Consider the following 22,493-nt stretch of genomic DNA (forward strand, 5'->3'; position numbering starts at 1 on the left):
GGCCCGCCTTTTCAGTTTCCAGGGTTCTCGCCTTAGCAGCGGTGCGGATTTTCCTGGCAGTAGATCAGGTTTGCTGCGGCCCCGACGGCGGCCCCCGTCACCAGGCTGCCGTCCAGAACGGCGGCACCGGCAGCGCCGGCACCAGCGCCGTAGACCAGCCGCTCGCCCGTGGTGTCGCCGCAGGCGGCCAAAGCCGCGCAGAGTGCAAGTCCGATGGCGATGGGTTTCCTAAGCATCGTGTTTCCTCCTTCAACGTCCAAACCCCCGCGGTATTGCCGCGGTCCCAAACGGCCGGCCCCCGGCATGTGCCGCCGGGGTGAAGGGTGCCCGAAAGGGATTGGCGCTGTGGCTGAACAGGCCGGAAGCCCTGGGGATCCGGCGCAACTGGGCGCACCCTGTGCAGGTATAACGCACGGCGGCGGAGAAAGGTTCCCGGGGTTTCGCTGCATGGCCGGTGCACAGGGGGTGTACAGGGGGTGCACGCGGGGTGCCGGACAAAAAATGGCCCCGCCATGGGGGCGGAGCCATCCGGTTTGAAAGTGTCTGACAGTGTCAGTTCGCGGCCAGCGTCAGCGGCAGATCCTTGGAGGCGCCGCCGTACCAGCGGCGGATCAGGGCGCGCTCCTCGTCCTCCATGAAGGTGACGTTGGCGGGCGGCATCGCATGGGTGGCACCGGCCTGCAGGTAAATCTCCTTGGCGTATTTCGCCACATCCGCCGGGGTTTCCAGCAGCACGTTCTTGGGCGCGCGGCGGATGCCGTCATAGTAGGGCTCCCGCGAATGGCACATGGCGCAGCGGCCCGGCACCACATTCATCACGTCCTCGAAATGCTGATTGCCGGCAAAGACTTGCTCGGACTTGGTTAGCTCCCGCGCCTCGGATTCTTCATAGGTGTCCTGCTGCAGCGGTGCCTGGCTCAGGATCATGATGCCGATGAACAGGATGGCGGTCACCGGCCAGGTCCAGGTCGGGTTGCTGGTGCCCGCGTGGTTGCTGTTGAAGTAGTGGCGGATGGTCACGCCCATCAGGAACACCAGCGCCGCGATCAGCCAGTTGTACTCGGTGGCAAAGGCCAGCGGGTAGTGGTTCGACAGCATCAGGAACACCACCGGCAGCGTCAGGTAGTTGTTGTGGGTCGAGCGCAGCTTGGCGATCTTGCCGTATTTGGCATCCGGCGTGCGGCCTTCCTGCAGGTCCTTCACCACGATACGCTGGTTTGGCATGATGATGAAAAAAACGTTTGCTGTCATTATGGTAGCCGTAAAGGCACCCAGATGCAGCATCACCGCGCGGCCGGTGAAGATCTGGTTGTAGCCCCAGCCCATGGCGACCAGCAGCACGAACAGCAGCACCATCAGGAAGGTCGGCTTTTCCCCCAGCGGCGATTTGCACAAGGCATCATAGACCAGCCAGCCGATGCTGAGCGATGCGCCGGAGATCAGGATGCCCTGCCACAGGGCCAGATCGGCCTTGCTGGAGTCGATCAGGTACAGTTCCCCGCCTGCCCAGTAGACGATCATCAAGAGGCCCGCGCCCGACAGCCAGGTGGCGTAGCTTTCCCATTTGAACCAGATCAGATGGTCCGGCATGTTTTCCGGCGCCACCAGGTATTTCTGAATGTGATAAAAACCGCCGCCGTGGACCTGCCATTCCTCGCCATGCGCGCCGACCGGCAGATGCGGAACCTTCCGCAGGCCAAGGTCGAGCGCGACGAAGTAGAAGGACGATCCGATCCAGGCAATGGCGGTGATGACGTGAAGCCAGCGGACCGCAAAGCCCAGCCAGTCCCACATGATCACAAGCTCTTCCATTGTTCTCTCCTCATAAGCTTTGACCCGAGACTAGAGCATGGTGTTATTTTCATGTATTGGGTAAAAAACCCAAGCTGTTTCAAAATAACACAAAGAATACGCGAATGGCCTATCTCGACAACATCCGCACCTTTGTCCGTGTCTATGAACTTGGCAACATGTCTGCCGCTGCGCGGGACATGCGGATCTCGGCCGCGGTGGCGTCGTCGCGGATCTCGCAGCTGGAGGATCACCTGAACGTGCGGCTGTTCCAGCGCACCACCCGGCTGCTCAATCCGACCGAACAGGGCAATCTGTTCTATCACGGGGCGGTCAAGATTTTGGAAGCGGTTGACGAGGCGGAGGCCGATATCAGCAGCGTCACCCAAACCCCGCGCGGAACGCTCTATGTGGCGGCGCCTTTGGGGCTGGGGCAGCGGCTGATCGCGCCGGCGGTGCCGAAATTCAAGGAAGCCTATCCGCTGATCTCGATCCGGCTGCGGCTGTCGGACCGCAAGCTGGATCTGGCGGCTGAGGGGTTGGATGCGGCGTTTTTCCTGGGCGTGCCGGAGGATTCAAACCTGCGCATCCGCAAGATCGCCGACTGCCCGCGGGTGCTGTGTGCGGCGCCGGAGTACATCCGGCAGCGCGGCCAGCCGAAGACCAGCGAGGAGCTGAAGACGGAGGCGCATGACTGCCTGAACCTGCGCTATCCCGGCGCGCCGGAGTTCCAATGGCCGCTGCGCAGCCAGGACGGGGTGAAGCGGGTGACCGTAACGGGACCGTTTGAATCGGATCACGGCGATGTGCTGACCAGTTGGGCGCTGGACGGGCACGGGATCATCCTGAAACCGGTGTTCGAGATCTCGGAACACCTCGCCTCCGGTAGGCTGGTGCCCGTTCTGGCAGAGGAGCCGCCGGTTCCGATCCAGATGGCCTGCCTCTATGTTCACCGCCGCCACCAGGACCCCAAGGTGCGGCTGTTCATGGATTTCATGGTGGATCACATTCAGGCGTCCCTCCCCCCAGAATGAAAAAGCCCGCCCCAGTTGCCTGGGACGGGAACCGCCGGCAGATGCCAAGCGGGAGGAGAGGTATATTGGGGCGTGCGGCTCAGCTGCCGCGGTAGGTGGAGTAGCCGTAGGGCGAAAGCAGAAGCGGCACGTGGTAGTGGTTGTCTGCCTGGCTCATGCCGAACCGCAGCGGCACCTCGTCCAGGAACAGCGGGTCAGCGCCGGCCTGGCCGGTGGCGCGCAGATAGCCGCCTGCGTGGAACACCAGCTCATAGGTGCCGGTGGCAAATTCGCCTGCCGGCAGGATCTGCTCGTCGGTGCGCCCGTCGTCATTGGTGGTCAGGCTGCGCAGATGGATGCGCTCATTGCCTTCAATCCGGTAAAGGTCGATCTTCAGCCCTTCCGCCGGGCAGCCGCGGGCGGTGTCCAGCACATGGGTGGTCAGAAATCCGGCCATCTCAGCCTCCTGTCAAATCCGTTTCCTTAGGTATGCTTGGTTCAGCCCGCCCCATACAGCGGCAAGAGTCAAAAAGTTCTTTCAAAAATTTACTGAAAGCCTGGCGGGATTATTCTGTTCTATAAGGAGCAAAAGACAGGAGACCTGACGTGACGCGCTATCCCCGTGACTTGCGCGGATACGGTGCTGCCGCACCTGACCCGCAGTGGCCCAATGGGGCCAAGGCCGCCGTGCAATTTGTTCTGAACTATGAAGAAGGCGGCGAGAACTGCATCCTGCACGGGGATGCGGCCTCTGAGGCTTTTCTTTCCGACATTCCGGGTGCCGCGCAATGGCCCGGGCAGCGCCATTGGAACATGGAGTCGATCTATGAATACGGGTCGCGCGCCGGCTTCTGGCGGCTGCACCGGCTGTTCACCGGCGCGGGCATTCCGCTGACGATCTATGGCGTTGCCACTGCGCTGGCCCGCAGCCCTGAACAGGTGCAGGCGATGAAGGATGCCGGCTGGGAGATCGCCAGCCACGGCCTGAAATGGGTCGAGCACAAGGACATGGCCGAGGATGAGGAACGCGCCGCCATCGCCGAGGCGGTGCGCCTGCATACCGAGGTGACGGGCACCCGCCCGCGCGGCTGGTACACCGGGCGCTGCAGTGCCAGCACCGTGCGTTTGGTGGCTGAGGAGGGTGGGTTTGACTACATCTCCGACACCTACGACGACGACCTGCCCTATTGGCTGGAAACCGGCGGGCGGGATCAGCTGATCATTCCTTATACGCTGGAAGCCAACGACATGCGGTTCGCCAATTCGCCGGGCTGGATCACCGGCGAGCATTTCTTCCAGTATCTGAAGGATGCCTTTGACGTTATCTATGCCGAGGGTGAGGCCGGGGCGCCCAAGATGATGACCATCGGCCTGCATTGCCGGCTGGTCGGGCGTCCTGGCAAGATTGCAGGGCTCAAACGGTTCATTGAGTATATCCAGGGGTTCGAGGGCGTCTGGTGCCCGCGCCGGATCGACATTGCCGAGCATTGGGCGGAAACCCACCCGCCGGTCAAGCGCGAGCGCCCAAGCCAAATGGAGCGCGAAGCGTTTGTCTCTGCCTTTGGCTCGATCTTCGAGCATTCGCCCTGGATCGCCGACCGCGCCTTTGACCTGGAGCTGGGCCCGGCGCATGACTGCGCGGCTGGCGTGCACAACGCGCTGTGCCGGATCTTCCGCACCGCCAGTGAGGACGAGCGCCTGGGCGTGCTGACCGCGCACCCTGATCTGGCGGGCAAGCTGGCCGCTGCGGGCCGCCTGACGGCTGAGAGCACCTCGGAACAGGCGAGCGCCGGCCTGGATATGCTGACCGACGAGGAGCGCGAGAGTTTCACCCGGCTCAACATCGAGTATGTGGAGAAGCACGGCTTCCCCTTCATCATCGCGGTGCGTGACCACAACAAAGCGTCGATCATGGAGGCGTTCCACCGCCGTATCCATAACGATCGGGAGACCGAGTTCGATGAGGCCTGCCGCCAGGTGGAGCGTATTGCCCAGTTCCGGCTGCAGGACCTGCTGCCATGAGCCGCTGGGTGGCCGCCGCACCGCTGACGGCGGAGGCGTTTGCTGCCTTTGGCGACGTCATTGAAGTCACCGGCGCACCGGACAAGATTATCAATCAGGGCATGTGCGGGCGTCACCACGACCGCGCCTCCCTCGATTTCGGGCCGGATGGCCGGGCCGGCATCAGCCTGTTTGACGCCAAGGCCCGGCATCTGCCCTGTAAAGTCGACATGGTGGAGCGGCACCCGGAGGGCAGCCAGGCCTTTGTGCCAGTGAGCGGCGTGCCGATGCTGGTGGTGGTGGCCGATGACGACGGCGGTGTGCCAGTCAACCTGCAGGCCTTCATCAGCCAGCCGGGCCAGTCCATCAATCTGCACCGCGGCACATGGCACGGGGTGCTTGCCCCGCTTGGCGCGCCTGGCCAGTACATCGTTGTCGACCGGATCGGCACCTCCCTCAACCTCGAAGAACACTGGTTCAAGGAGCCTTTTACCGTGGTCGCTGACTGACCGCACATCCCGAAGCCGCCAGCAAAAAACAAGAAGCGGCAAGATCCCCATGACCAACAGGAGATATTCATGGCTGACACTTCCATCGGGACGCCAGCGCAGCTGCGCGACCCGAACTACACCCCGCCCCTGATGACGGCAGTGCCGCTGGGCATCCAGCATGTGCTGGCAATGTTCGTTTCAAACATCACGCCTGCCATCATCATTTCCGGCGCCGCCGGGTTCGGCTTTGGCTCTGACGCAGGCGCGCAGGGCTTTCCGGACATGAGCTATCTGATCCAGATGTCGATGCTGTTTGCCGGTATCGCCACGCTGCTCCAATCCATCGGCATGGGGCCCGTGGGCGCCCGGCTGCCGATTGTGCAGGGCACCAGCTTTGCCTTTATCCCGATCATGATTCCGCTGGTTGCCGGCAAAGGCGTGGAAGCCCTGCCCGCGATCTTTGGCGGAGTGCTGGTGGGCGGCCTGTTCCATGCAGCCCTTGGCACCGTGATCGGCCGCATCCGCTTTGCGCTGCCGCCGCTGGTCACCGGCCTCGTGGTCCTGATGATCGGTCTCTATCTGGTGCGCGTCGGCATTGAATACGCCGCAGGCGGCGTGCCGGCCAAGGCCTTTGGCAAGGAAGAATACGGCAGCCTGCTGAACTGGTCGGTGGCGCTTGTGGTGATCTTCTCGACCTTGGGGCTCAAGTTCTTTGCCCGCGGCATGCTGTCGGTTTCGGCGGTGCTGATCGGCATCCTGATCGGCTATGTCTACGCGATGTTCTTTGGCCTCGTTACCTTTGAAAACATCGGCCAGAGCTGGGAGCGCGCGGCTGCCTTCGGCCTGCCAAACCCGTTCAAATACGGCATTGAAATCACCACGGCCGCCGTGATCGGCTTCTGCCTGATGTCCTTTGTCAGCGCGGTTGAAACTGTGGGCGATGTCAGCGGCATCACCAAGGGCGGTGCAGGCCGTGAGGCAACTGACAAGGAAATCCAGGGCGCGACCTATGCCGATGGCGTCGGCACTGCTGTCGCCGGTCTGTTCGGAGGGCTGCCGAACACCTCCTTCAGCCAGAATGTTGGCCTGATTGCCATGACCGGCGTGATGAGCCGCCATGTGGTCACCATCGGTGCAATCTTCCTGATCGTCTGCGGCCTGATCCCCAAGGTCGGCGCGGTGATCCGCACAATCCCGATCGAGGTGCTGGGCGGCGGCGTGATCGTGATGTTCGGCATGGTGGTCTCCGCCGGTGTCTCGATGCTGTCGGATGTGGTCTGGAACCGCCGCAACATGGTGATCTTTGCCATTGCGCTGTCGATCGGCTTTGGCCTGCAGCTGGAGGTGATGAACCTCAAGCCCGGCTCGCCCAACGCGCTGCAGTACCTGCCCGATACCCTGCGCATCCTGGCCGCTTCGGGCATCCTGCCCGCCGCGCTGATTGCCATTGTGCTGAACCTGATCCTGCCGGAAGAGCTGGCTGATGAGGCCACCGAGGAAGTCTCTGGCGGGATGAGCGGCCACGGCAAGGGTTCGCTGCCGCATGAGGACCGCGCCTGAGCTTAGTATTGGTTCTGCCTGTGAAAGTAGAAAAGCCGGCCTGTTTCAGGCCGACTTTGTTGTTTAGCCCGCCAGCCCGTGCAGAACCGCAAGCCCGGGCATCCAGCCGGTGAAGATACCGCAAAGGAGCGTTGCATAGGCCGTCAGCCGGGTATTGCCGCGTTTGAGGGCGAGGTTCAGGAAATAGAGAAACCACAGTCCGGACCAGGCGGCCCAGCAGCCGGCCAGCCAGACATCGAACAACCCGTCCGCCTGCAGCAGCACCCGCAGCACCATGGGCGCGGCGGTCAGCGCCACAAAACCGCTGAACCATCCCAGCCCCTCGCCGCTGGAGGCGAAGGTGCGGTTGTAGGCGACCCACAGATAGGTGGTGCCGAACAACAGCGTCATGCCGGCATCCAGCAGGTCCGCCGGCTGCTGTGCCGCCAGTGCGATCAGCAGAACGACGGCAAAGAACACCAGTGCCGCAACCGCGTTGATCAGGGTGATCTCGCGGTCCTGAATGCGGCCCATCTGCCAGATGCCGTTCAGGCACAGCACCACGCCGACCACCAGCAGGCTTAATCCCAGAAACATTTTTGCCGCCCCTCAAAGTAAAACAGGAGAGAGGTACACCTCTCTCCTGCCGCTCCGCTATGCGGAAATTTGCAGAATGTGTTTCTGGCTGGGGCTTAGAAATCGACCTCAATGGCGATGCCCTTTTCGACTGCCACTTCCACGACAGAGGCCGCAACGGCCAGATCCTGCAGGCCGACGCCGGTGCCGTCGAACAGGGTGATCTGATTGCCCGAGGTGCGGCCCGGGTTGGTGCCATTGATCACCGCGCCGATCTGGGCGACATCAGACTCCTGGATCAGGCCCTGCGCCACCGCGTGCTGAGCCTCGCCGATGGAAATGGATTGCGCCACCTCGTCGGTGAACACTGTCGCCTTGACCAGCAGTTCGGCCTCGACCTCCTGCTTGCCCTTGGTATCGGTGCCCATGCAGGCGATGTGAGTGCCGGGGCTGACGTGATCCGCCATCAGTGACGGGGCAAAAGCCGAGGTGATCGAGATGATCACATCCGCTTCGCGCATACCTTCCAGCTCGACCGCCTCAAACGGCACGCCTGCTTCTGCCGCGACCTTCTCGATGTTGGGCAGCATTTCCGGGTGGTAGTTCCAGCCGATGACCTTCTCGAAGCTGCGCTGCTCCAGGGCAGCGCGCAGCTGGAAGGTGGCCTGGTGGCCAGCGCCGATCATGCCGATCACCTTGGCGTCCTGGCGGGCCAAGTGCTTGATCGACACCGAAGACGCCGCGGCGGTGCGCAGTGCGGTCAGCAGGTTGCCGCCCACCATCGCCTTCACCTTGCCGGTGTCGGGGTCGAACAGGAAAACGGTGGACTGGTGGTTGATCAGCCCGCGTTTTTCCAGGTTGTTCGGCCAGTAACCGCCGGCCTTGAGGCCCAGGGTCAGGCCCGCGCGGTCAAAGCCGCCCTTGAAGCCGTAAAGCGCATCCTCGTGGCCGATTGCCTCGCGCACCACGGGGAAGTTGTAGGCATCGCCTGCGGCCATGGCGGCAAAGACCTTCTCGACCGCATCGAACGAGGCTTCACGGGTCACCAGGTCCGCAATCGCCTTTTCCGGAACGATATACATGTCTGTTTCTCCTCAGCAAAAAAGCCGGCGGAGGGCGGCATGCGCACCTCCGCCAGTTCGGGGATGGTTCGGGTCAGTAGGCCTTGCCGCGGGCCGAGACGGGCCAGACGGTTTCGACCTTGCCGTTGCGCACGCCGACGTACCAGTCGTGCACGTTGGCGGTAGGGTCGCAGTGGCCCGGCACCAGGCGCAGCTTGTCGCCCACTTTCAGCGCGCCGGAGGGATCGGAGACCACACCGTGCTCGTCCGAGCATTTGATGTAATCCACGTCGTCGCGGCCAAAGATGAAGGGCAACCCGCTGTCGACCGACTGCGCTTTGAGACCCGCGTCCACGATCGCCTTGTCGGCCTTGGCGTGGCTCATCACCTGGGTCAGCAGGAAGAAGGCGTTTTCCCACTCGCCTTGGTCGATCCGGTTGCCGTCCTTGTCCAGGATGCGGCCGTAATCCGCGTCCATGAAGGCGTAGGAGCCGCACTGCAGTTCATTGTACACGCCGGAGTTCGATTCAAAGTAGTAGGAACCAGTGCCGCCGCCGGAGACCAGCTCGCACGCGATGCCTTCGGCCTTCAGGCCCTCAACCGCATCGGCCACTTGCGCGATGGCGATGTCCAGCTTGGCCTTGCGGTCCTCGTAGCTGTCCATGTGCTGCATCGCGCCCTGATAGGCCTGGATGCCGGAAAACTTGAGGTTCTCTGCTGCGTTCACCGCATTGGCGATCTCAACAACCGCCTCAGTCGTGGTTACGCCGCAGCGGCCGGCGCCGCAGTCGATCTCGACGAATACTTCCAGCTCGGTGCCGTGCTTTTGCGCCGCTGCTGACAGGTCCGCCACGTTGGCCAGATCGTCAACGCAGACGATGGTGCGGGCGCCCAGCTTGGGCAGGCGGGCCAGACGGTCGATTTTCTGCGGGTCGCGCACCTGGTTGGACACTAGAATGTCCTTGATGCCGCCGCGGGCAAACACCTCAGCCTCGGAGACCTTTTGGCAGCAAACGCCAACCGCGCCGCCCAGTTCCTCCTGCAGCTTGGCCACATCCACCGATTTGTGCATCTTGCCGTGCACCCGGTGGCGCATGCCATGCGCCTTGGCATAATCGCCCATTTTCTTGATGTTGCGCTCCAGCGCGTCCAGGTCGAGGACCAGCGCCGGGGTCTGGATGTCAGCCTCGTCCATGCCCGGGATCGCCGGGACGTCATAGCCGACTTCAAGCTCTTCAAATTTGGTCTGTGCGTTCATGTTTCTATTCCCCAGTTTAGCTGTTCATCCAGGGCAGCTTGTCGAGGTCGACATTGCCGCCGGTGACGATCAGGCCCACGCGTTTGCCCGCGAAGGCGTCCTTGTTTTTCAGAATGGTGGCGAGCGGGACCGCGGAGGACGGCTCCATCACGATGCGCAGGTGCTTCCAGATCAGTTTCATCGCGTCGATGATTTCCGCATCGGACGCGGTGTAGATCTCGCTGACGTGGTTGCTGACGAAATGCCAGGTCAGCTCCTTGAGCGGCACCAGCAGCCCGTCGGCGATGGTTTTGGGCGCATCGTCGGCGATGATGTAGCCCGCCTTGAAGCTGCGGAAGGCGTCATCGGCCTGTTCCGGCTCCGCCGCGATCACCTGGGTTTCCGGCGCCAGCGTCGACAGCGTCAGGCAGGTGCCCGAAATCATGCCGCCGCCGCCGATCGGGGCCACGACCATGTCGAGGCCATCAGTCTGTTCCACAAACTCCTTGGCGCAGGTACCCTGCCCCGCAATCACGCGCGGGTCATTATAGGGATGCACGAAATCGCCGCCGGTCTCCGCCTGCACCTTGGCAAAGGTCTCCTCGCGCGAACTGGTCGAGGGCTCGCATTCGGTGATCCGCCCGCCATAGCGGCGCACGGTGTCCTTCTTGGCCTGCGGCGCGGTGCGCGGCATGACCACGTTGCAGGGAATGCCGCGCAGCATTGCCGCGTAGGACAGGCAGGAGGCATGGTTGCCCGAGGAATGCGTGGCGACGCCCTTGGCGGCCTGCGCCTCATCCAGCCCGAACACCGCGTTGGTGGCGCCGCGCACCTTGAAGGCGCCCGGCTCCTGGAAGTTCTCGCATTTGAAGAACAGCTCTGCCCCGGTCAGTTCATTCAGGTAATTGGAGGTGCGCACTGGCGTGCGGCGGATATGGGGCTGGATGCGCTCATGCGCAGCCAGCATGTCCTCATAGGTCGGGATATACATTGCGGTATCCTTCATCAGGCGGCAGCCTTGGCGCTGGTGGCTGTGTTGCCGCGGTAGTAGTTCTGTGCCGCCGCAACGCCGGAACCCAGCTGGATGTTCAGGCCGAGGTCGGCCATGACCATTTCGGCGGTGGCAATGCCCGACAGCGCCATCACATCGGTCAGGCTGCCCAGGTGGCCGATGCGGAACACCTTGCCTGCGACCTCGCCCAGGCCGGTGCCGAAGGCGACGCCGTATTTCCCGGCTGCCAGGCTCACGAACTTGTTGGCGTCAAACCCGTCCGGCGTGCGGATCGCGCTGACGCTGTCGGAGTAGACGTCCGGCGACACGGCGCACAGCTCCAGCCCCCAGGCGCGGACCGCGGCGCGGACGCCCTCGGCGATCCGGTGGTGGCGGGCAAAGACATTCTCCAGCCCTTCATCCAGCAGCATACCACAGGCCATGTTCAGACCGTTCAGAAGGCCGACAGAGGGGGTGTAGGGATAGGCGCTGTTGGCATAGCCGTTCGCCATGTCCTTGATGTCAAAGAAAGTGCGCGGCAGGGTCGCGGTCTCTGCCGCCTTCATCGCCTTGGGCGAGAAGCCGACGATGGCCAGGCCCGGCGGCAGCATGAAACCCTTCTGCGAGCCGGTAACGGCGATATCGACGCCCCACTCATCCATCCGGAAGTCCATCGAGGCGATGGAGGACACACCGTCCACGAACAGCAGCGCTGGATGGCCTGCGGCGTCCAGCGCGCGGCGGACGGCGGCGATGTCGGATTTGACGCCGGTGGCGGTCTCGTTATGGGTCGCCAGAACCACTTTGATTTCATGTGCGGTGTCGGCGGTCAGGATTTCCTCGTAGCGGTCCGCAGGCAGGCCTTCGCCCCAGGGGGTTTCGACAATCTGAACGTCCAGCCCGTGGCGCTGGCACATGTCGATCCAGCGGTGGCTGAACATGCCGTTGCGGGCGGCCAGGATCTTATCGCCGGCGTTCAGCGTATTGGTGATCGCGGTTTCCCAGCCGCCGGTGCCGGTCGACGGGAACACAAAGATCTCTGCGGTTTCGCTTTTCAGAACCTTCTTCACTCCGGCCAGCGCCGGATGCAGGATCTGGCCGAACAGCGGCGAGCGGTGGTCCAGCGTCGGCATGTCCACTGCCTTGCGCAGCACTTCGGGCATATTGGTCGGACCGGGGATGAAAACCGGGTTTTGAAAGCTCATGTCGTGCCCTCCTGTGGCGATTTCCTCCACTGTAAGGGGAAGCCGTCCGGAGATAAATTTTTTTGAAAAAAGATTTCAAAAACTGCTGAAAAGCGTATTTATGGCTTAATTTCAAGTGCTTCAGTTTTTTCACTGTACAGAAGTGATTTTCATAATTATCCATAAGCTGCTGCTTGAATTGCCAAGGAAGGCTTGAAAATGTCCCAGCCGCCGCGCCGCAAGGGCCGCCCGAAAAGCTTTGATTCCAACAGCCAGCCGGCCACCATCCAGTCTCTGGACCGGGCACTTGATGTGCTGGACGCGCTCGCTGGCGCCAGCGGCATGACGCTGACGGAGCTTTCCTCCGCGCTCGATCAATCCGCAGCCACCATGTACCGGGTGCTGGCGACGCTGGAGGCGCGCCAGATTGTCGAAATGGAGCCCCAAAGCCAGACCTGGCACATCGGTGCGATGGCGTTCCGGCTCGGTTCTGCTTTCCTGCGCCGCTCCAGCGTGATCGAGCGGGCACGGCCGGTTATGCGCGAATTGATGGAGGCCACCGGCGAGACATCGAACCTCGGCATCGAACGCGGCGGTGATGTGATGTTCGTGAGCCAGGTGGAGACCCATGAATCGATCCGCGCCTTCTTTCCCCCGGGCACCACGTCCCCGATGCACGCCTCCGGCATCGGCAAGGCGCTGCTCAGCTGTTTCGGCGAGGATCAGCTGGCCCGTTTCCTGCGCGGGCGCAGGCTGGAGCAGTTCACGGAAAAAACCCTGACCTCCGCAGATGCTTTGCGCGCAGATCTGGCGCAGATCCGCAGCCGCGGCTGGTCGTTTGATGACGAAGAAAAGGCGCCGGGCATGCGCTGCGTCGCGGCGCCGGTCTTTGGCATGCAGGGCGAGGTTCTGGCGGGGATCTCCATCTCTGGCCCCACTGCACGGATGCCCGACGGCGGCATCGACGGTATCGGCGCCCTGGTCAAGGACGCCGCGCAGAAACTGTCGCAAGGGATGGGGGCGCCGGCAGCCTGACGCCCCCTGCCCCTAGAGCTGTATCGTCTCTGCAGCGCGGTGCGGAGTGCCCTGACCGGTATCCAGGAACGCCTTCAGGCTTGAAACAAAGAAATGGTCCCAGCCGGCCTCGCAGATGCCGTAGCAAAGCAGGCTGGGCCGGAGGCCGTCATGCTCGAACCGGATGCGGCAGCCCAGCGGGTCCGGGCAGATCCGCCAGATCGCGCGGGTGCCGAGCCACTCTGTCTGGATCCCGCTGGGCTGCCCTTCGTGCAGATGCAGCGCCTCGACGCATTCCAGCTCGACAAGTTCGCCTGGGACAAGGCGTTTGGCTTCAAAGGTCCAGAAGGAGCGTCCCGGAGGGAAGGTGAATTTGGCGCGGTCGCCGGGTTGCAGAATGGGATTGTCCGGTTCCGTCCACCAATCTCCAAACCCTTGGGTTAGGGCCTTAAACGCCTGATCTGGCGTGGCGGCGGCGGAAATGCTGCGCTTGTAGTTCCGAGCGTCAGGGCTGCTGGCCTGCTCGTTCCAGTGCGGCGGCAGGGTTTCGGCCATGCCGGGCAGCGCGTTCATCCGGTCCTTCCAGTCCGCCAGACGGGGATATTGATCGGGAGGGAAGCCGAACCCGAGCCTCTCCATCACCTCGTGGCGTGTTTCGACGGCCCTTTGGATCAGGCGGATTTCCGGAAACGCCACCGCGTCTGCGGCACTCGGCGCAGCTCCGGCCAAATACGGCCTGCCGTCAAGCAACCCTTCCAGCCAGCGGCACTCTTTGTGCAGGGTCTCTGCCGCGGTCTTCAGCGCTGCTTCTTCGGGGCTGCCGGGGGCCGGAGCGATGCGCTGCACCAGGACAGGCGCCAGCACATCATGGCAGGCATCGCGCAGATAGCTGCTGGCCTCCATCGTGATCTGCCAGATTTCCGCGGCTTCTTCCGGGGTTGCGCCAAACAGCGGACGCTCCGGATAGATTCGGTCGAGCCAGGCAAGAGCGGCGATGGAATCCCGGATAACGCAGCCGCCGGACTGGAGCACCGGAACCGTGCCGCGCGGGTTGAGCGACAGGAAGGGTTCCGACTTGTGCGCGCCATCAGATGCTGAGAGCACGTTCTGTTCCCAGTTCAGACCCTTGAGCGCCATTCCCACAAGAACCCGCCAGGCGCGAGGCGCGCCACTGATCGTGTGAATCGTGAGTGTCATACTGAACCTCCTTCATTTGTCTCAGAGGAGGATAATGGCTGTTAAATAATTGAAAAGTAGGCAGAAATTTCTTACTTAGTCAGGAAAACGATACTATTGCCCAGCTGCCTCCGGTAACGGGTTCCGGCTGAAGCGCATCCGCAACTCTGATTTTCCGCGAAACGTCTTGAATTCATGTTAGTATGATTTTTGTACTAAGGAGTATTTGCGATGAACGCCGGGCCGCCGGAAAATTTCCAGACCGCGCAAACTGGCGGGGCATTTGGCACGCGCTGCCCGATGCCGGAGATTGCCCAGCTCATTGGCGGCAAGTGGAAGCTGATTATTCTTCAGGTGCTGATCTTTCAGGGAACGAAACGGTTTGGCGAGCTGAAGCGGGAAGTGGACGGCATCACCCAGACTATGCTCACCAGCCAGCTGAGAGCGCTGGAGAAAGACGGCCTTGTCAGCCGGGAGATCTTCCCAGAGGTTCCGCCGAGGGTGGAATACACGGCGACCGCCAAGGCGCTGGCCCTGACAGATATGTTCCATGCAATGCATGCATGGTGGGTTCTTCACAACGAAGAACAGGCTAGCTGACCTCTCAGGTCAGCTAGCCTTAGCGTCAGCCGGAACCGGCGGGTGCTCCCCTGCCCGTCAGCGCAGCGGCGCCAGCGGCATGTGACGGTTCACGTCCTTGTAGAGCAGATAGCGGAATTTGCCCGGACCACCCGCGTAACAGGCCTGCGGGCAGAAGGCGCGCAGCCACATGTAATCACCGGCCTCGACCTCAACCCAGTCCTGGTTCAGCCGGTAGACCGCCTTGCCCTCCAGCACATAGAGCCCGTGCTCCATCACATGGGTTTCGGCAAAGGGGATCACCGCGCCGGGTTCAAAGGTGACGATGGTCACATGCATGTCATGGCGCAGGTCATTGGGGTCCACGAACCGCGTGGTCGCCCATTTGCCGTCGGTTTCCGGCATCGGGGTCGGCTCGACATGTTTGTCGCTGGTGACAAAGGCTTCTGGTACGTCCAGACCTGCAACCGGCTGATAAGCCTTGCGGATCCAGTGGAAACGCACCGGCGCATCGCCGTTGTTGCGCAGGCTCCACTCCGCCTGCGGCGGCAGGAAGGCATAGCCGCCTTCTTCCATCTCATGCGCGGTACCGTCGATGGTCAGGGTCATGGCGCCTTGGACCACGAACAGCACCGCCTCGGTGCCCGGTTCGGTTTCCGGACGGTCGCTGCCGCCGCCGGGCTGCACCTCTGCAATATACTGGGAAAAAGTCTCGGCAAAGCCGGACAGGGGCCGCGACAGCACCCAGAAACGGGCCTTGTCCCAGAACGGCAGGAGGCTCGCCACGATATCGCTCATCGTGCCCTTGGGGATTACCGCATAGGCCTCAGTGAACATGGCGCGGTCGGTCAGCAATTGGGTCTGCGGCGGCAGCCCGCCTTCCGGTGCGTAATAGGATCGTTGGGTCATCGGCTGCCTTTCCTGCTGAAGTGCTGCCCCATTGATACCCGCCTGCCCGGCGCAACCGAACTTATTTCCGTATCAAGAATACCTGAAGGATTATCTTGGTAATTTTGAAGGCAGGCTGGCCGGCACTAGCCGCCGCTGCCAATATCCTCTGGCGCGATGGATACGGTTTTGACCACCGCATGGCAGTCCGCCCCCGGTTCCAGCCCAAGCGCCCGGGCTGAACGGCGGGTGATGCGCGCCAGCACCCGACCCGCAGGCGTCGTCAGCGAGACCATCGCGCCCGGTCCTGCGCCGGTGCGGATATGTTCGACCGTGCCCGGCAGGATATTGAGCGCTGACAGCCCTTCGGGGCGCTGGCGCGACAGGATCACCTCATGGGCCGAGATCCTGATCCGCACCGGGCTGCCGGGCGCCTTGGCAATTTGCGGCAGGAATAGAGGCACGCCGCCTGCATCGAGTTCCGTCAGCCCGTCGCTGTGATGCCGGGCCACCCGCGCCTGCAGCAAGGCGCCTGCCGCGCGGACGCCTGCGGGCATCACCGCGGGATCGCCCAGAACCTCTGCTGCAGTGCCCTGCCGCTGCACCTTGCCGTCCTGCAGCACAACCACGGTTGTTGCCAGCCGGGCGACCTCGGCGGCGGAGTGGCTGACGTAGAGCATCGGAATGCCGATCTCGTCCCTCAGTCGCTCGAAATAGGGCAGGATCTCTGCTTTGCGGTCCTCATCCAGGGCCGACAGCGGTTCATCCGCCAGGATCATCCGCGGCGCAGACAGCAGCGCCCGGCCGATAGCGACCCGCTGTTTCTCGCCGCCAGACAAGTGCCCGGGACGCCGCTGCAGCAGCGGGCCAATGCCCAGCAGATCCACCACCCGGTCCAGGCCTTCGCGCTTGGCAGCCCGCGGCGCAAACCATTGTCCGAACAGCAGGTTCTGCTGCACTGTCAGATGCGGGAACAGCCGGCCCTCCTGAAACACATAGCCCATGCGGCGCTTGTGCGGCGGCAGCCATTGGCCAAGGGAGGTATCGCACAGCACCTCGCCCTCCAGCGCCACCCGGCCCTGATCCGGCCTGAGCAGCCCGGCCACCGCCTGGATCACCGTCGTCTTGCCGGTGCCGGAGCGGCCGAACAGCACGGTAACGCCCGGCGGCGCCTCGAACTGCACGTCCAGACCGAACCCCGGCAGCGCATGTTGCAGCGACACGGTCAGCATCAGCGCCCCCCGGTCCGGTCTGCGGCCCGGCGCGCCAGCAGTTCCGACAGAAGCAGCGCGGTCAGGGCGATTGCAATCGACACCAGCGTCAGCCGCAGCGCTGCGGTCTCGCCGCCCGGCACCTGCAGGAATGTATAGATCGCCGATGGCAGCGTCTGGGTCTGGCCGGGAATGCTGGAGACAAAGGTGATGGTGGCGCCGAATTCGCCCATCGCCTTCGCAAAGCCCAGAACCGCGCCGGCAATCACCCCGGGCAGGATCATCGGCAGGGTAATGGTGGCAAAACACATCAGGCGCGACGCGCCCAGGGTAGCGGCGGCCTGTTCCAGCCTGGGGTCCACTGCCTCAACCGACAGGCGGATCGCCCGCACCATCAGCGGAAAGGCCATGATGGCCGCAGCCAGCGCGGCCCCGGTCCAGCGGAAGGCAAAGACGATGCCGATCTGCTGCAATGCGCCGCCAACCGGTCCCTTGGTGCCGAACACCATCAGCAGCAGGTATCCCGTCACCACCGGCGGCAGGATCAGCGGCAAATGAACCAGGCTGTTGACGATCTGCTTGCCGGGGAATTGCCATCGCGCCAGCGCGTAAGCCACAAAAACCGCCAGCGGCAGCGCCGCCAATGTTGCCCAGACAGAAACTCGCAGCGACAGCATCACCGCTTGCCACTCCTCCGGGCCCAGCCATGCGGTTTCAGCACTCACGGCCCCGGCACCCCAAATCCGTGCTGGAGGAAAATCTCTCTGGCTGGCTGGCTTTGCAAGTAGTCCAGAAAGGCCTTGGCTTCGGTCATGTTGCCATCCGCGACCACGGCAGCAGGGTAAAGGATCGGCGGGTGGCTGTCCGCCGGAAAGACGGCAATGACCGAGACGCGCGCCTCTGCACGGGCATCGGTGGCATAAACCACCCCGATCGGCGCTTCGCCGGAGGCGACCAGTGCCAGCGCCGCGCGCACATTGGCGGTTTGCGCCACTTTAGGGGCAAGGTCTGGCCACAGCCCCAATGCGGTCAGCGCGGCCTTGCCGTAGATGCCCGCAGGCACCGCATCCACCAGCGCCATGGCAAGGCGGCCCTCGCCCAGCAGCCCGGCCAAGTCTGCAGTCTCCAGATCCAGCTGAGGTGCCTTGGGCCCGTGCGCGATCAGAACCAGGCTGTTTGCCAGCAAGTCGCGGCGCGATGCTTCATCGATCAGGCCCTCGTGCTGCAGCACATCCATCCAGCCGGGATTGGCTGAGATGAACAGGTCCGCCGGTGCGCCCAGCTGGATCTGGCGGGCCAGCGCGGGGGAGCCTGCATAAGAGAGCGTGACGTTCCGGCCGGTGCCTGCCTGGTAGGATGCCGCTGCTTCATCCAACGCGGTTTTGGTGCTGGCGGCGGCAAAGACGGTGATCCCGGCCTGCAACTGACCAGCCAGGGCAAGCAGGAAAACCCCGGCAGCCGCAAGGCTCCGCCGGAATACCGGCGAAGCCAGGGGGTTCAAAAATGAAGCCAGGTTTGCGCTCATGTCCCCTAAGGGACTACCTCCGCCGGCCGGAACGGGCAAACGGAAATTCTCGTCCGGTGTCAGCGGCTTTGCCGGCCGGGTGCCGGTCCAAGCTGCCGGTCAGAACAGATCGACGGCGCCAGCGCCAGCGGCCGCGGGTGCCGGGGCCGGTGCAGGGCGTGCCGCGGCGCGCAGCTCCATTTCGCCAAGCTTGCGGTCGTCCTTCACATGGGTTTGCTGGGCCGCGCCGGAACAGGCGTGAAAACGCACCCGGCGGGCCGAAGTGCCGCCAACGCTGGAAGAGATCACCGGGATGCCTTCGTCGCGCAGGAAGCGCTGCACGAAATCAGCATTTGAAGCGCCAATGTCCGACAGGTTCGCCGACATCTTGGCGCCGCCGAACACCTTGGCCTTGAGATTGGAGCGGATCGCGCCTTTCTTGAGAATCCCGTTGATCAGCAGCTCCATCGCATGGATGCCATAGCGGGCATTGGCCGCCCCGCCCTGACGGGCATTGGCAAGCAGGAAATGATTCATTCCACCCACACCATTTTCCGGATCGTAAATACAGGCAGCAATGCACGAACCAAGGACCGTGGAAAACATGATCTTCGGATCCGTGCTTACCCGGTATTCCCCTTGCAGAACCGTAACGGATTTCGAATTGGCGAAAACAGTAGTCAAAGTCAGGTCCTTCCTGCGGTTCGATCAGACCTTGCTGGCCTGTAGTAGTGTATTGGCCATCCGGGTCAGAGGCACCTGCTGCTGGGCAGCTCCCATTTCCCAGGCCACCCGGGGCATGCCGTAGACCACCGAGGATTTCTCATCCTGGGCAAAGGTCTTGGCGCCGGCCTTGCGCAGCTCCAGGAGCCCCCTGGCCCCGTCCTGGCCCATGCCGGTCAGAATGGTGGCAACAACGTCCTTTCCATATGGCACGGCAGAGGTGAACAGAGCGTCAACAGAGGGCGTGTGGCCAGAAATATCCGGGCCTTCCTTCATCCGCAGGCGCAGCGGTTTGCGGCTGGTTATCCCCATGTGGCGGCGCTGGCCGGCAGCGATGTAGACATGGCCCGGTTCCAGAGTGATTCCGTCTTCGGCCGCGCGCACGCGGGCCGGGCAGATGCGGTCCAGCAAGGATACAAGGCCGGAACCGAAATTCTTGCCGGTGTGCTGCACGATCAGGGTCGGCGGACAGTCAAAAGGAAAGCCGACCAGAACATTGCGCAGCGCTTCCACACCGCCGGTCGAAGATCCGATCAGGATCAGCTTCTTGACGCTTCCCGCGGTGGCGGACGGGCGTGCCGGCGCTGCGCTTGCGGTGGCCCGGGCACTGCGGCGCGGCGCATTCAGCATCATGTCCAGATACTGGGCGAACTGGCTGGGGTGATCGGATTTCGTCAGTTCGAAAATACCCGCGCCAACATCCAGAAGCGGCGAGGATTTGCGGGCCGGTGTGGCGCCCTGGGTATCCATCACGGAAACCCAGCGGGTATCCATGGCAGAGAACAGCGCCATCATCATTTCAAATTCGGGCAGTTTGGTGAACCCGTCCTCGACAAAGGCAAAAACCGGCTGAGCGGCCTCTGCCTGATTGTAGGCCATCATCAGGTTGTTGGCCAACAGCACTTTCATGCCTGGATAGGCGGACTCCATGTAACCCTGCAGCGTGCGGGCAAAGTTCCGGTCCGTGGTGATGATCAATAAGTTTCGCGAAGACAATGGGTTCCCCAGTCAATTTGCAGTGCCTGCAGGATTGCAGGCACAGGTTGCCATAGTCTGAAGGCGCCGCGGTTTTTTGCGGCGCCTCCGGTGAGTTCTCAGAAGTCCTGCCAGAGGTCGCGGGCGGCGTTGCCGCTGCTGGCCGCCGCTGCAGGAGCCGGGCTGGCTTCGATCTGCCAGTCGTCCTCGCCATGCGCCGAAGGGGCGGGCTTGGCAGGCTTGGCAGCCGGGGCCGCCGCGGGTGCCGGGCGGGCGGGGGCCGCACCGCCGGAGACCCGGAAATGCGCCACCAGCTCGGCCAGCTTGCCGGCATCGGTGTTCAGCATGTGGCCGGCCGCAGTGGCCTCCTCGACCATCGCCGCGTTCTGCTGCGTGACCTGGTCCAGCTGGGTGACGCCGGTGTTGATCTCGTTGAGGCCGGTGGATTGCTCCGCCGCGCCTTCGGCAATGCCGGAGACCAGCTGCGAGATATGGGTCACCTGCTCGACGATGCTCTGCAGCGCCTCGCCGGCCTTGCCGACCAGATCGACGCCGCGCTCCACCTGTTTGGAGCTGTCGGAGATCAGCGTCTTGATCTCCATCGCCGCATCCGAGGAGCGCTGCGCCAGGGCGCGCACCTCGCTGGCGACCACTGCAAAGCCCTTGCCGGCCTCGCCCGCCCGCGCCGCCTCGACGCCGGCATTGAGCGCCAGCAGATTGGTCTGGAAGGCGATGTCGTCGATCACGCTGATGATCTGGCTGATGTGGTTCGAGGACTGCTCGATCTCGGTCATCGCCGAGACCGCGCTCTGCACCACTTCGCGGTTGTTCTCCGCCTCGGTGCGGGCCTCGGCCATGGTGGCCTCGACGCTGCGGGCGCCGTCGGCGGCGGATTTCACCGAGGCCGTCAGCTCATCCAGCGCCGCCGCGGTTTCCTCCAGCGTTGCCGCCTGGCTTTCGGTGCGGTGCGACAGGTCGTCGGAAGCCTGGCTGATCTCGGCGGCGCCGTTGCGGATGCTGCCGGAGGCTTCGATCACCTGCTGCACGGTGGTGCTGAGGTTGCTGACGGTGCTGTTGAAGTTCTGCCGCAGCTGCTCGTATTCCTCCGGGAAGGCAGAGGTGATCGGCTGCGAGAAATCGCCGTCGGCGAGCTGCACCAGGCCGCTGCTCAGTTTCTCCACCACCTGCTGCTGCAAGCGCTGCATTTCGGCGCGTTCCTCTTCGGCAGCGCGGGCCAGCTTGAGGTCGTCCTGCATGGAAACCAGCGTCTTGCCGATCTTGCCGATCTCGTCGCCGCGGCTGGCCGCCGCGACCTCAGTGTCGAGATCGCCGGAGGACACGGCCTCCATGTCGGCGCAGATCCGGTCAATCGGACGCGTCACAGAGCGCGCGAAAAGCCAGCCGAAGATGGACATGCCGCCCGCGCAGATCAGAGAGGCCAGAAGCAGCATATTGCGTTTCTCGGCTGCGGGCGCCATCAGTTCCGCCCAGTCCTGCTCGGCAATGATCGCCCAGTTGGCAAAGGCCAGCGGCAGCGGCTCCGAGTAGGCAAGCACTTTCTGGCCATTGAGGCCGGTTACACCCTGCAGAACATGTGATTCGCCGTCAAAGGCAGTTCGCACCTGTTCCGTTTCAGGCAGCTGGGAAAGCACCTCAAAACCGCCCTCAAACCGGGAATTGGTCCGCGCCAGCATGTCTGCGCCGGCCAGATAAACCTGTGTGGTTTGCCCCATGCCCTGCTCGTTGTTGACGATGGCCCCCAGCAGGTCCACCGGGATCTGCACGGCCAGCACGCCGACGGTCAGATTGGCATCGTTCACCACCGGCGAGGCGGCAAAGGCCGCGGCTGCGCCGCCGGAGGGCGCATAGGGCGCCATGTCAGCAAAGAACACCTCTCCACGGCTGCCTTCCAGCGCCGCACGGTAAACATCGGCCAGGCCGGACTCCTTGAACGGGCCGGTCATCATGTTGGTGCCGTAGTCGTTTTCCTTGAACACCGAGTAGACGATGTCGCCCGCCAGGTTGATCAGGAAGGCATCATAGTAGCCCTTGCTTTCGATCAGCGTCTTATAGGCCGGATGAAAGGTCTCGTGATGCATATGGTAGGGTGATTCGCCTGTGCCGCGCAGCAGCAGATGCTTCTGCCCGATCGGGTTCGGATTGTCGTCGATATAGGCTTGGCGCAGAATCTGGCCCGGGTTGCCGTCGAGATCGTTCCAGGTCATCGTCAGCCATTCGATGGCCGTGGCCGTCGATGGCACCGCCGCCAGGGTCTGCACATCGGCGTGAATGCCGTCCAGCAGCGTCTGCACCGAGAACTTCCGGTCCGCCACCATCGAGCGGAACTGGTCTTCCGCAGTTTTTTCGGCGCTTTTCTGGAAGCTGATCGTGCTGATGGTGACGAGAATCGCCGTCACAAGCACACCGAACCCAACAACAAACAGCGGCAATTTATGTGCCAGCTTGAGCGATTTGAACGCTTTCATTCCGTCCTCCTAAGAGCAGTGCGGTCTAGGCCACCGCAATAGTGATGCCAGTC

General features: G+C 63.2%; 22 protein-coding genes. 6 read left to right on the forward strand and 16 right to left on the reverse strand.

What is annotated here, in order from left to right:
- Positions 1-32: 32 nt before the first annotated feature.
- Together K3725_RS19595 and K3725_RS19600 are read right to left on the reverse strand one after the other, a co-directional pair.
- Positions 33-236 (reverse strand): hypothetical protein, encoded by a 204-nt coding sequence (locus K3725_RS19595; RefSeq protein ID WP_260018712.1) that lies wholly within the window; start codon positions 234-236, stop codon positions 33-35.
- A 316-nt stretch (positions 237-552) separates the two neighbouring features.
- Positions 553-1,812 (reverse strand): urate hydroxylase PuuD, encoded by a 1,260-nt coding sequence (locus tag K3725_RS19600; RefSeq protein ID WP_260018713.1) that lies wholly within the window; start codon positions 1,810-1,812, stop codon positions 553-555.
- Positions 1,813-1,916: 104 nt separating this feature from the next.
- On the opposite strand from K3725_RS19600, the gene K3725_RS19605 reads away from it, so the two are divergent.
- Complete coding sequence (locus K3725_RS19605) at positions 1,917-2,825, forward strand: LysR family transcriptional regulator (RefSeq protein WP_260018714.1); 909 nt, start codon at positions 1,917-1,919, stop codon at positions 2,823-2,825.
- A gap of 79 nt (positions 2,826-2,904) precedes the next feature.
- Here K3725_RS19605 and uraH read toward each other — a convergent pair whose 3' ends face one another.
- On the reverse strand, positions 2,905-3,261 hold the full coding sequence (uraH, locus tag K3725_RS19610) for a hydroxyisourate hydrolase (RefSeq protein ID WP_260018715.1): 357 nt from the start codon (positions 3,259-3,261) through the stop codon (positions 2,905-2,907).
- Between the two features lie 149 nt (positions 3,262-3,410).
- Here uraH and puuE point away from each other — a divergent pair, with 149 nt between their 5' ends.
- The 3 genes from puuE to K3725_RS19625 all read left to right on the forward strand — a co-directional run bounded on the left by puuE (position 3,411) and on the right by K3725_RS19625 (position 6,856).
- Positions 3,411-4,826, forward strand: coding sequence for an allantoinase PuuE (puuE, locus tag K3725_RS19615; protein WP_260018716.1), 1,416 nt, complete (start codon positions 3,411-3,413; stop codon positions 4,824-4,826).
- Positions 4,823-5,314 (forward strand): ureidoglycolate lyase, encoded by a 492-nt coding sequence (locus K3725_RS19620; RefSeq protein WP_260018717.1) that lies wholly within the window; start codon positions 4,823-4,825, stop codon positions 5,312-5,314. Before puuE ends, K3725_RS19620 begins: the two co-directional genes overlap by 4 nt.
- 69 nt (positions 5,315-5,383) lie before the next feature.
- Complete coding sequence (locus K3725_RS19625; RefSeq protein ID WP_260018718.1) at positions 5,384-6,856, forward strand: uracil-xanthine permease family protein; 1,473 nt, start codon at positions 5,384-5,386, stop codon at positions 6,854-6,856.
- Positions 6,857-6,919: 63 nt separating this feature from the next.
- Here K3725_RS19625 and K3725_RS19630 read toward each other — a convergent pair whose 3' ends face one another.
- The 5 genes from K3725_RS19630 to bhcA all read right to left on the reverse strand — a co-directional run bounded on the left by K3725_RS19630 (position 6,920) and on the right by bhcA (position 11,905).
- On the reverse strand, positions 6,920-7,432 hold the full coding sequence (locus K3725_RS19630; protein WP_260018719.1) for an AmiS/UreI family transporter: 513 nt from the start codon (positions 7,430-7,432) through the stop codon (positions 6,920-6,922).
- A gap of 95 nt (positions 7,433-7,527) precedes the next feature.
- Positions 7,528-8,493, reverse strand: coding sequence for an iminosuccinate reductase BhcD (gene bhcD / locus K3725_RS19635; protein ID WP_260018720.1), 966 nt, complete (start codon positions 8,491-8,493; stop codon positions 7,528-7,530).
- Positions 8,494-8,566: 73 nt separating this feature from the next.
- Positions 8,567-9,730: a 3-hydroxy-D-aspartate aldolase BhcC gene (bhcC, locus tag K3725_RS19640; RefSeq protein ID WP_260018721.1), complete on the reverse strand. Its 1,164-nt coding sequence runs from the start codon at positions 9,728-9,730 to the stop codon at positions 8,567-8,569.
- Positions 9,731-9,746: 16 nt separating this feature from the next.
- Positions 9,747-10,715 carry a beta-hydroxyaspartate dehydratase BhcB gene (gene bhcB / locus K3725_RS19645; RefSeq protein WP_260018722.1) on the reverse strand — a complete coding sequence of 323 codons (969 nt, stop codon included), beginning with the start codon at positions 10,713-10,715 and terminating at the stop codon, positions 9,747-9,749.
- Positions 10,715-11,905 carry an L-aspartate--glyoxylate aminotransferase BhcA gene (gene bhcA / locus K3725_RS19650; protein ID WP_260018723.1) on the reverse strand — a complete coding sequence of 397 codons (1,191 nt, stop codon included), beginning with the start codon at positions 11,903-11,905 and terminating at the stop codon, positions 10,715-10,717. The genes bhcB and bhcA overlap by 1 nt, the downstream gene beginning before the upstream one ends.
- A 198-nt stretch (positions 11,906-12,103) precedes the next feature.
- Here bhcA and bhcR point away from each other — a divergent pair, with 198 nt between their 5' ends.
- The gene (gene bhcR / locus K3725_RS19655) at positions 12,104-12,919 is read left to right on the forward strand and encodes an HTH-type transcriptional regulator BhcR (protein ID WP_260018724.1); all 816 of its coding nucleotides are present in this window, start codon (positions 12,104-12,106) and stop codon (positions 12,917-12,919) included.
- A gap of 12 nt (positions 12,920-12,931) precedes the next feature.
- On the opposite strand, the gene K3725_RS19660 is transcribed toward bhcR, so the two are convergent.
- On the reverse strand, positions 12,932-14,095 hold the full coding sequence (locus K3725_RS19660) for a glutathione S-transferase N-terminal domain-containing protein (RefSeq protein ID WP_260018725.1): 1,164 nt from the start codon (positions 14,093-14,095) through the stop codon (positions 12,932-12,934).
- A gap of 210 nt (positions 14,096-14,305) precedes the next feature.
- Between K3725_RS19660 and K3725_RS19665 the strand changes: the two genes are divergently transcribed.
- A complete protein-coding gene (locus tag K3725_RS19665) occupies positions 14,306-14,674 on the forward strand; it encodes a helix-turn-helix domain-containing protein (protein ID WP_260018726.1) in 369 nt (122 codons plus the stop codon).
- A 57-nt stretch (positions 14,675-14,731) separates the two neighbouring features.
- Here the strand turns inward: K3725_RS19665 and K3725_RS19670 are convergent, their stop codons facing one another.
- The 7 genes from K3725_RS19670 to K3725_RS19700 all read right to left on the reverse strand — a co-directional run bounded on the left by K3725_RS19670 (position 14,732) and on the right by K3725_RS19700 (position 22,440).
- Positions 14,732-15,562, reverse strand: coding sequence for a bifunctional allantoicase/(S)-ureidoglycine aminohydrolase (locus tag K3725_RS19670; RefSeq protein ID WP_260018727.1), 831 nt, complete (start codon positions 15,560-15,562; stop codon positions 14,732-14,734).
- A 125-nt stretch (positions 15,563-15,687) separates the two neighbouring features.
- Positions 15,688-16,773 carry a molybdenum ABC transporter ATP-binding protein gene (gene modC, locus K3725_RS19675; RefSeq protein WP_260018728.1) on the reverse strand — a complete coding sequence of 362 codons (1,086 nt, stop codon included), beginning with the start codon at positions 16,771-16,773 and terminating at the stop codon, positions 15,688-15,690.
- Positions 16,773-17,477, reverse strand: a complete 705-nt coding sequence (gene modB, locus K3725_RS19680; RefSeq protein WP_409201602.1) for a molybdate ABC transporter permease subunit — start codon at positions 17,475-17,477, stop codon at positions 16,773-16,775. The genes modC and modB overlap by 1 nt, the downstream gene beginning before the upstream one ends.
- Complete coding sequence (modA, locus tag K3725_RS19685) at positions 17,474-18,277, reverse strand: molybdate ABC transporter substrate-binding protein (RefSeq protein ID WP_260018729.1); 804 nt, start codon at positions 18,275-18,277, stop codon at positions 17,474-17,476. The genes modB and modA overlap by 4 nt, the downstream gene beginning before the upstream one ends.
- 99 nt (positions 18,278-18,376) lie before the next feature.
- Positions 18,377-18,940 carry a chemotaxis protein CheD gene (locus K3725_RS19690; RefSeq protein WP_260018730.1) on the reverse strand — a complete coding sequence of 188 codons (564 nt, stop codon included), beginning with the start codon at positions 18,938-18,940 and terminating at the stop codon, positions 18,377-18,379.
- A gap of 24 nt (positions 18,941-18,964) precedes the next feature.
- Entirely contained in the window at positions 18,965-19,909 is a 945-nt protein-coding gene (locus tag K3725_RS19695; protein WP_260018731.1) for a CheB methylesterase domain-containing protein, read from the reverse strand.
- Positions 19,910-20,073: 164 nt separating this feature from the next.
- Positions 20,074-22,440, reverse strand: coding sequence for a methyl-accepting chemotaxis protein (locus tag K3725_RS19700; protein WP_260018732.1), 2,367 nt, complete (start codon positions 22,438-22,440; stop codon positions 20,074-20,076).
- Positions 22,441-22,493 lie beyond the last annotated feature (53 nt).

It is taken from the genome of Leisingera sp. S132, from assembly GCF_025144465.1.
Lineage (GTDB): Bacteria > Pseudomonadota > Alphaproteobacteria > Rhodobacterales > Rhodobacteraceae > Leisingera.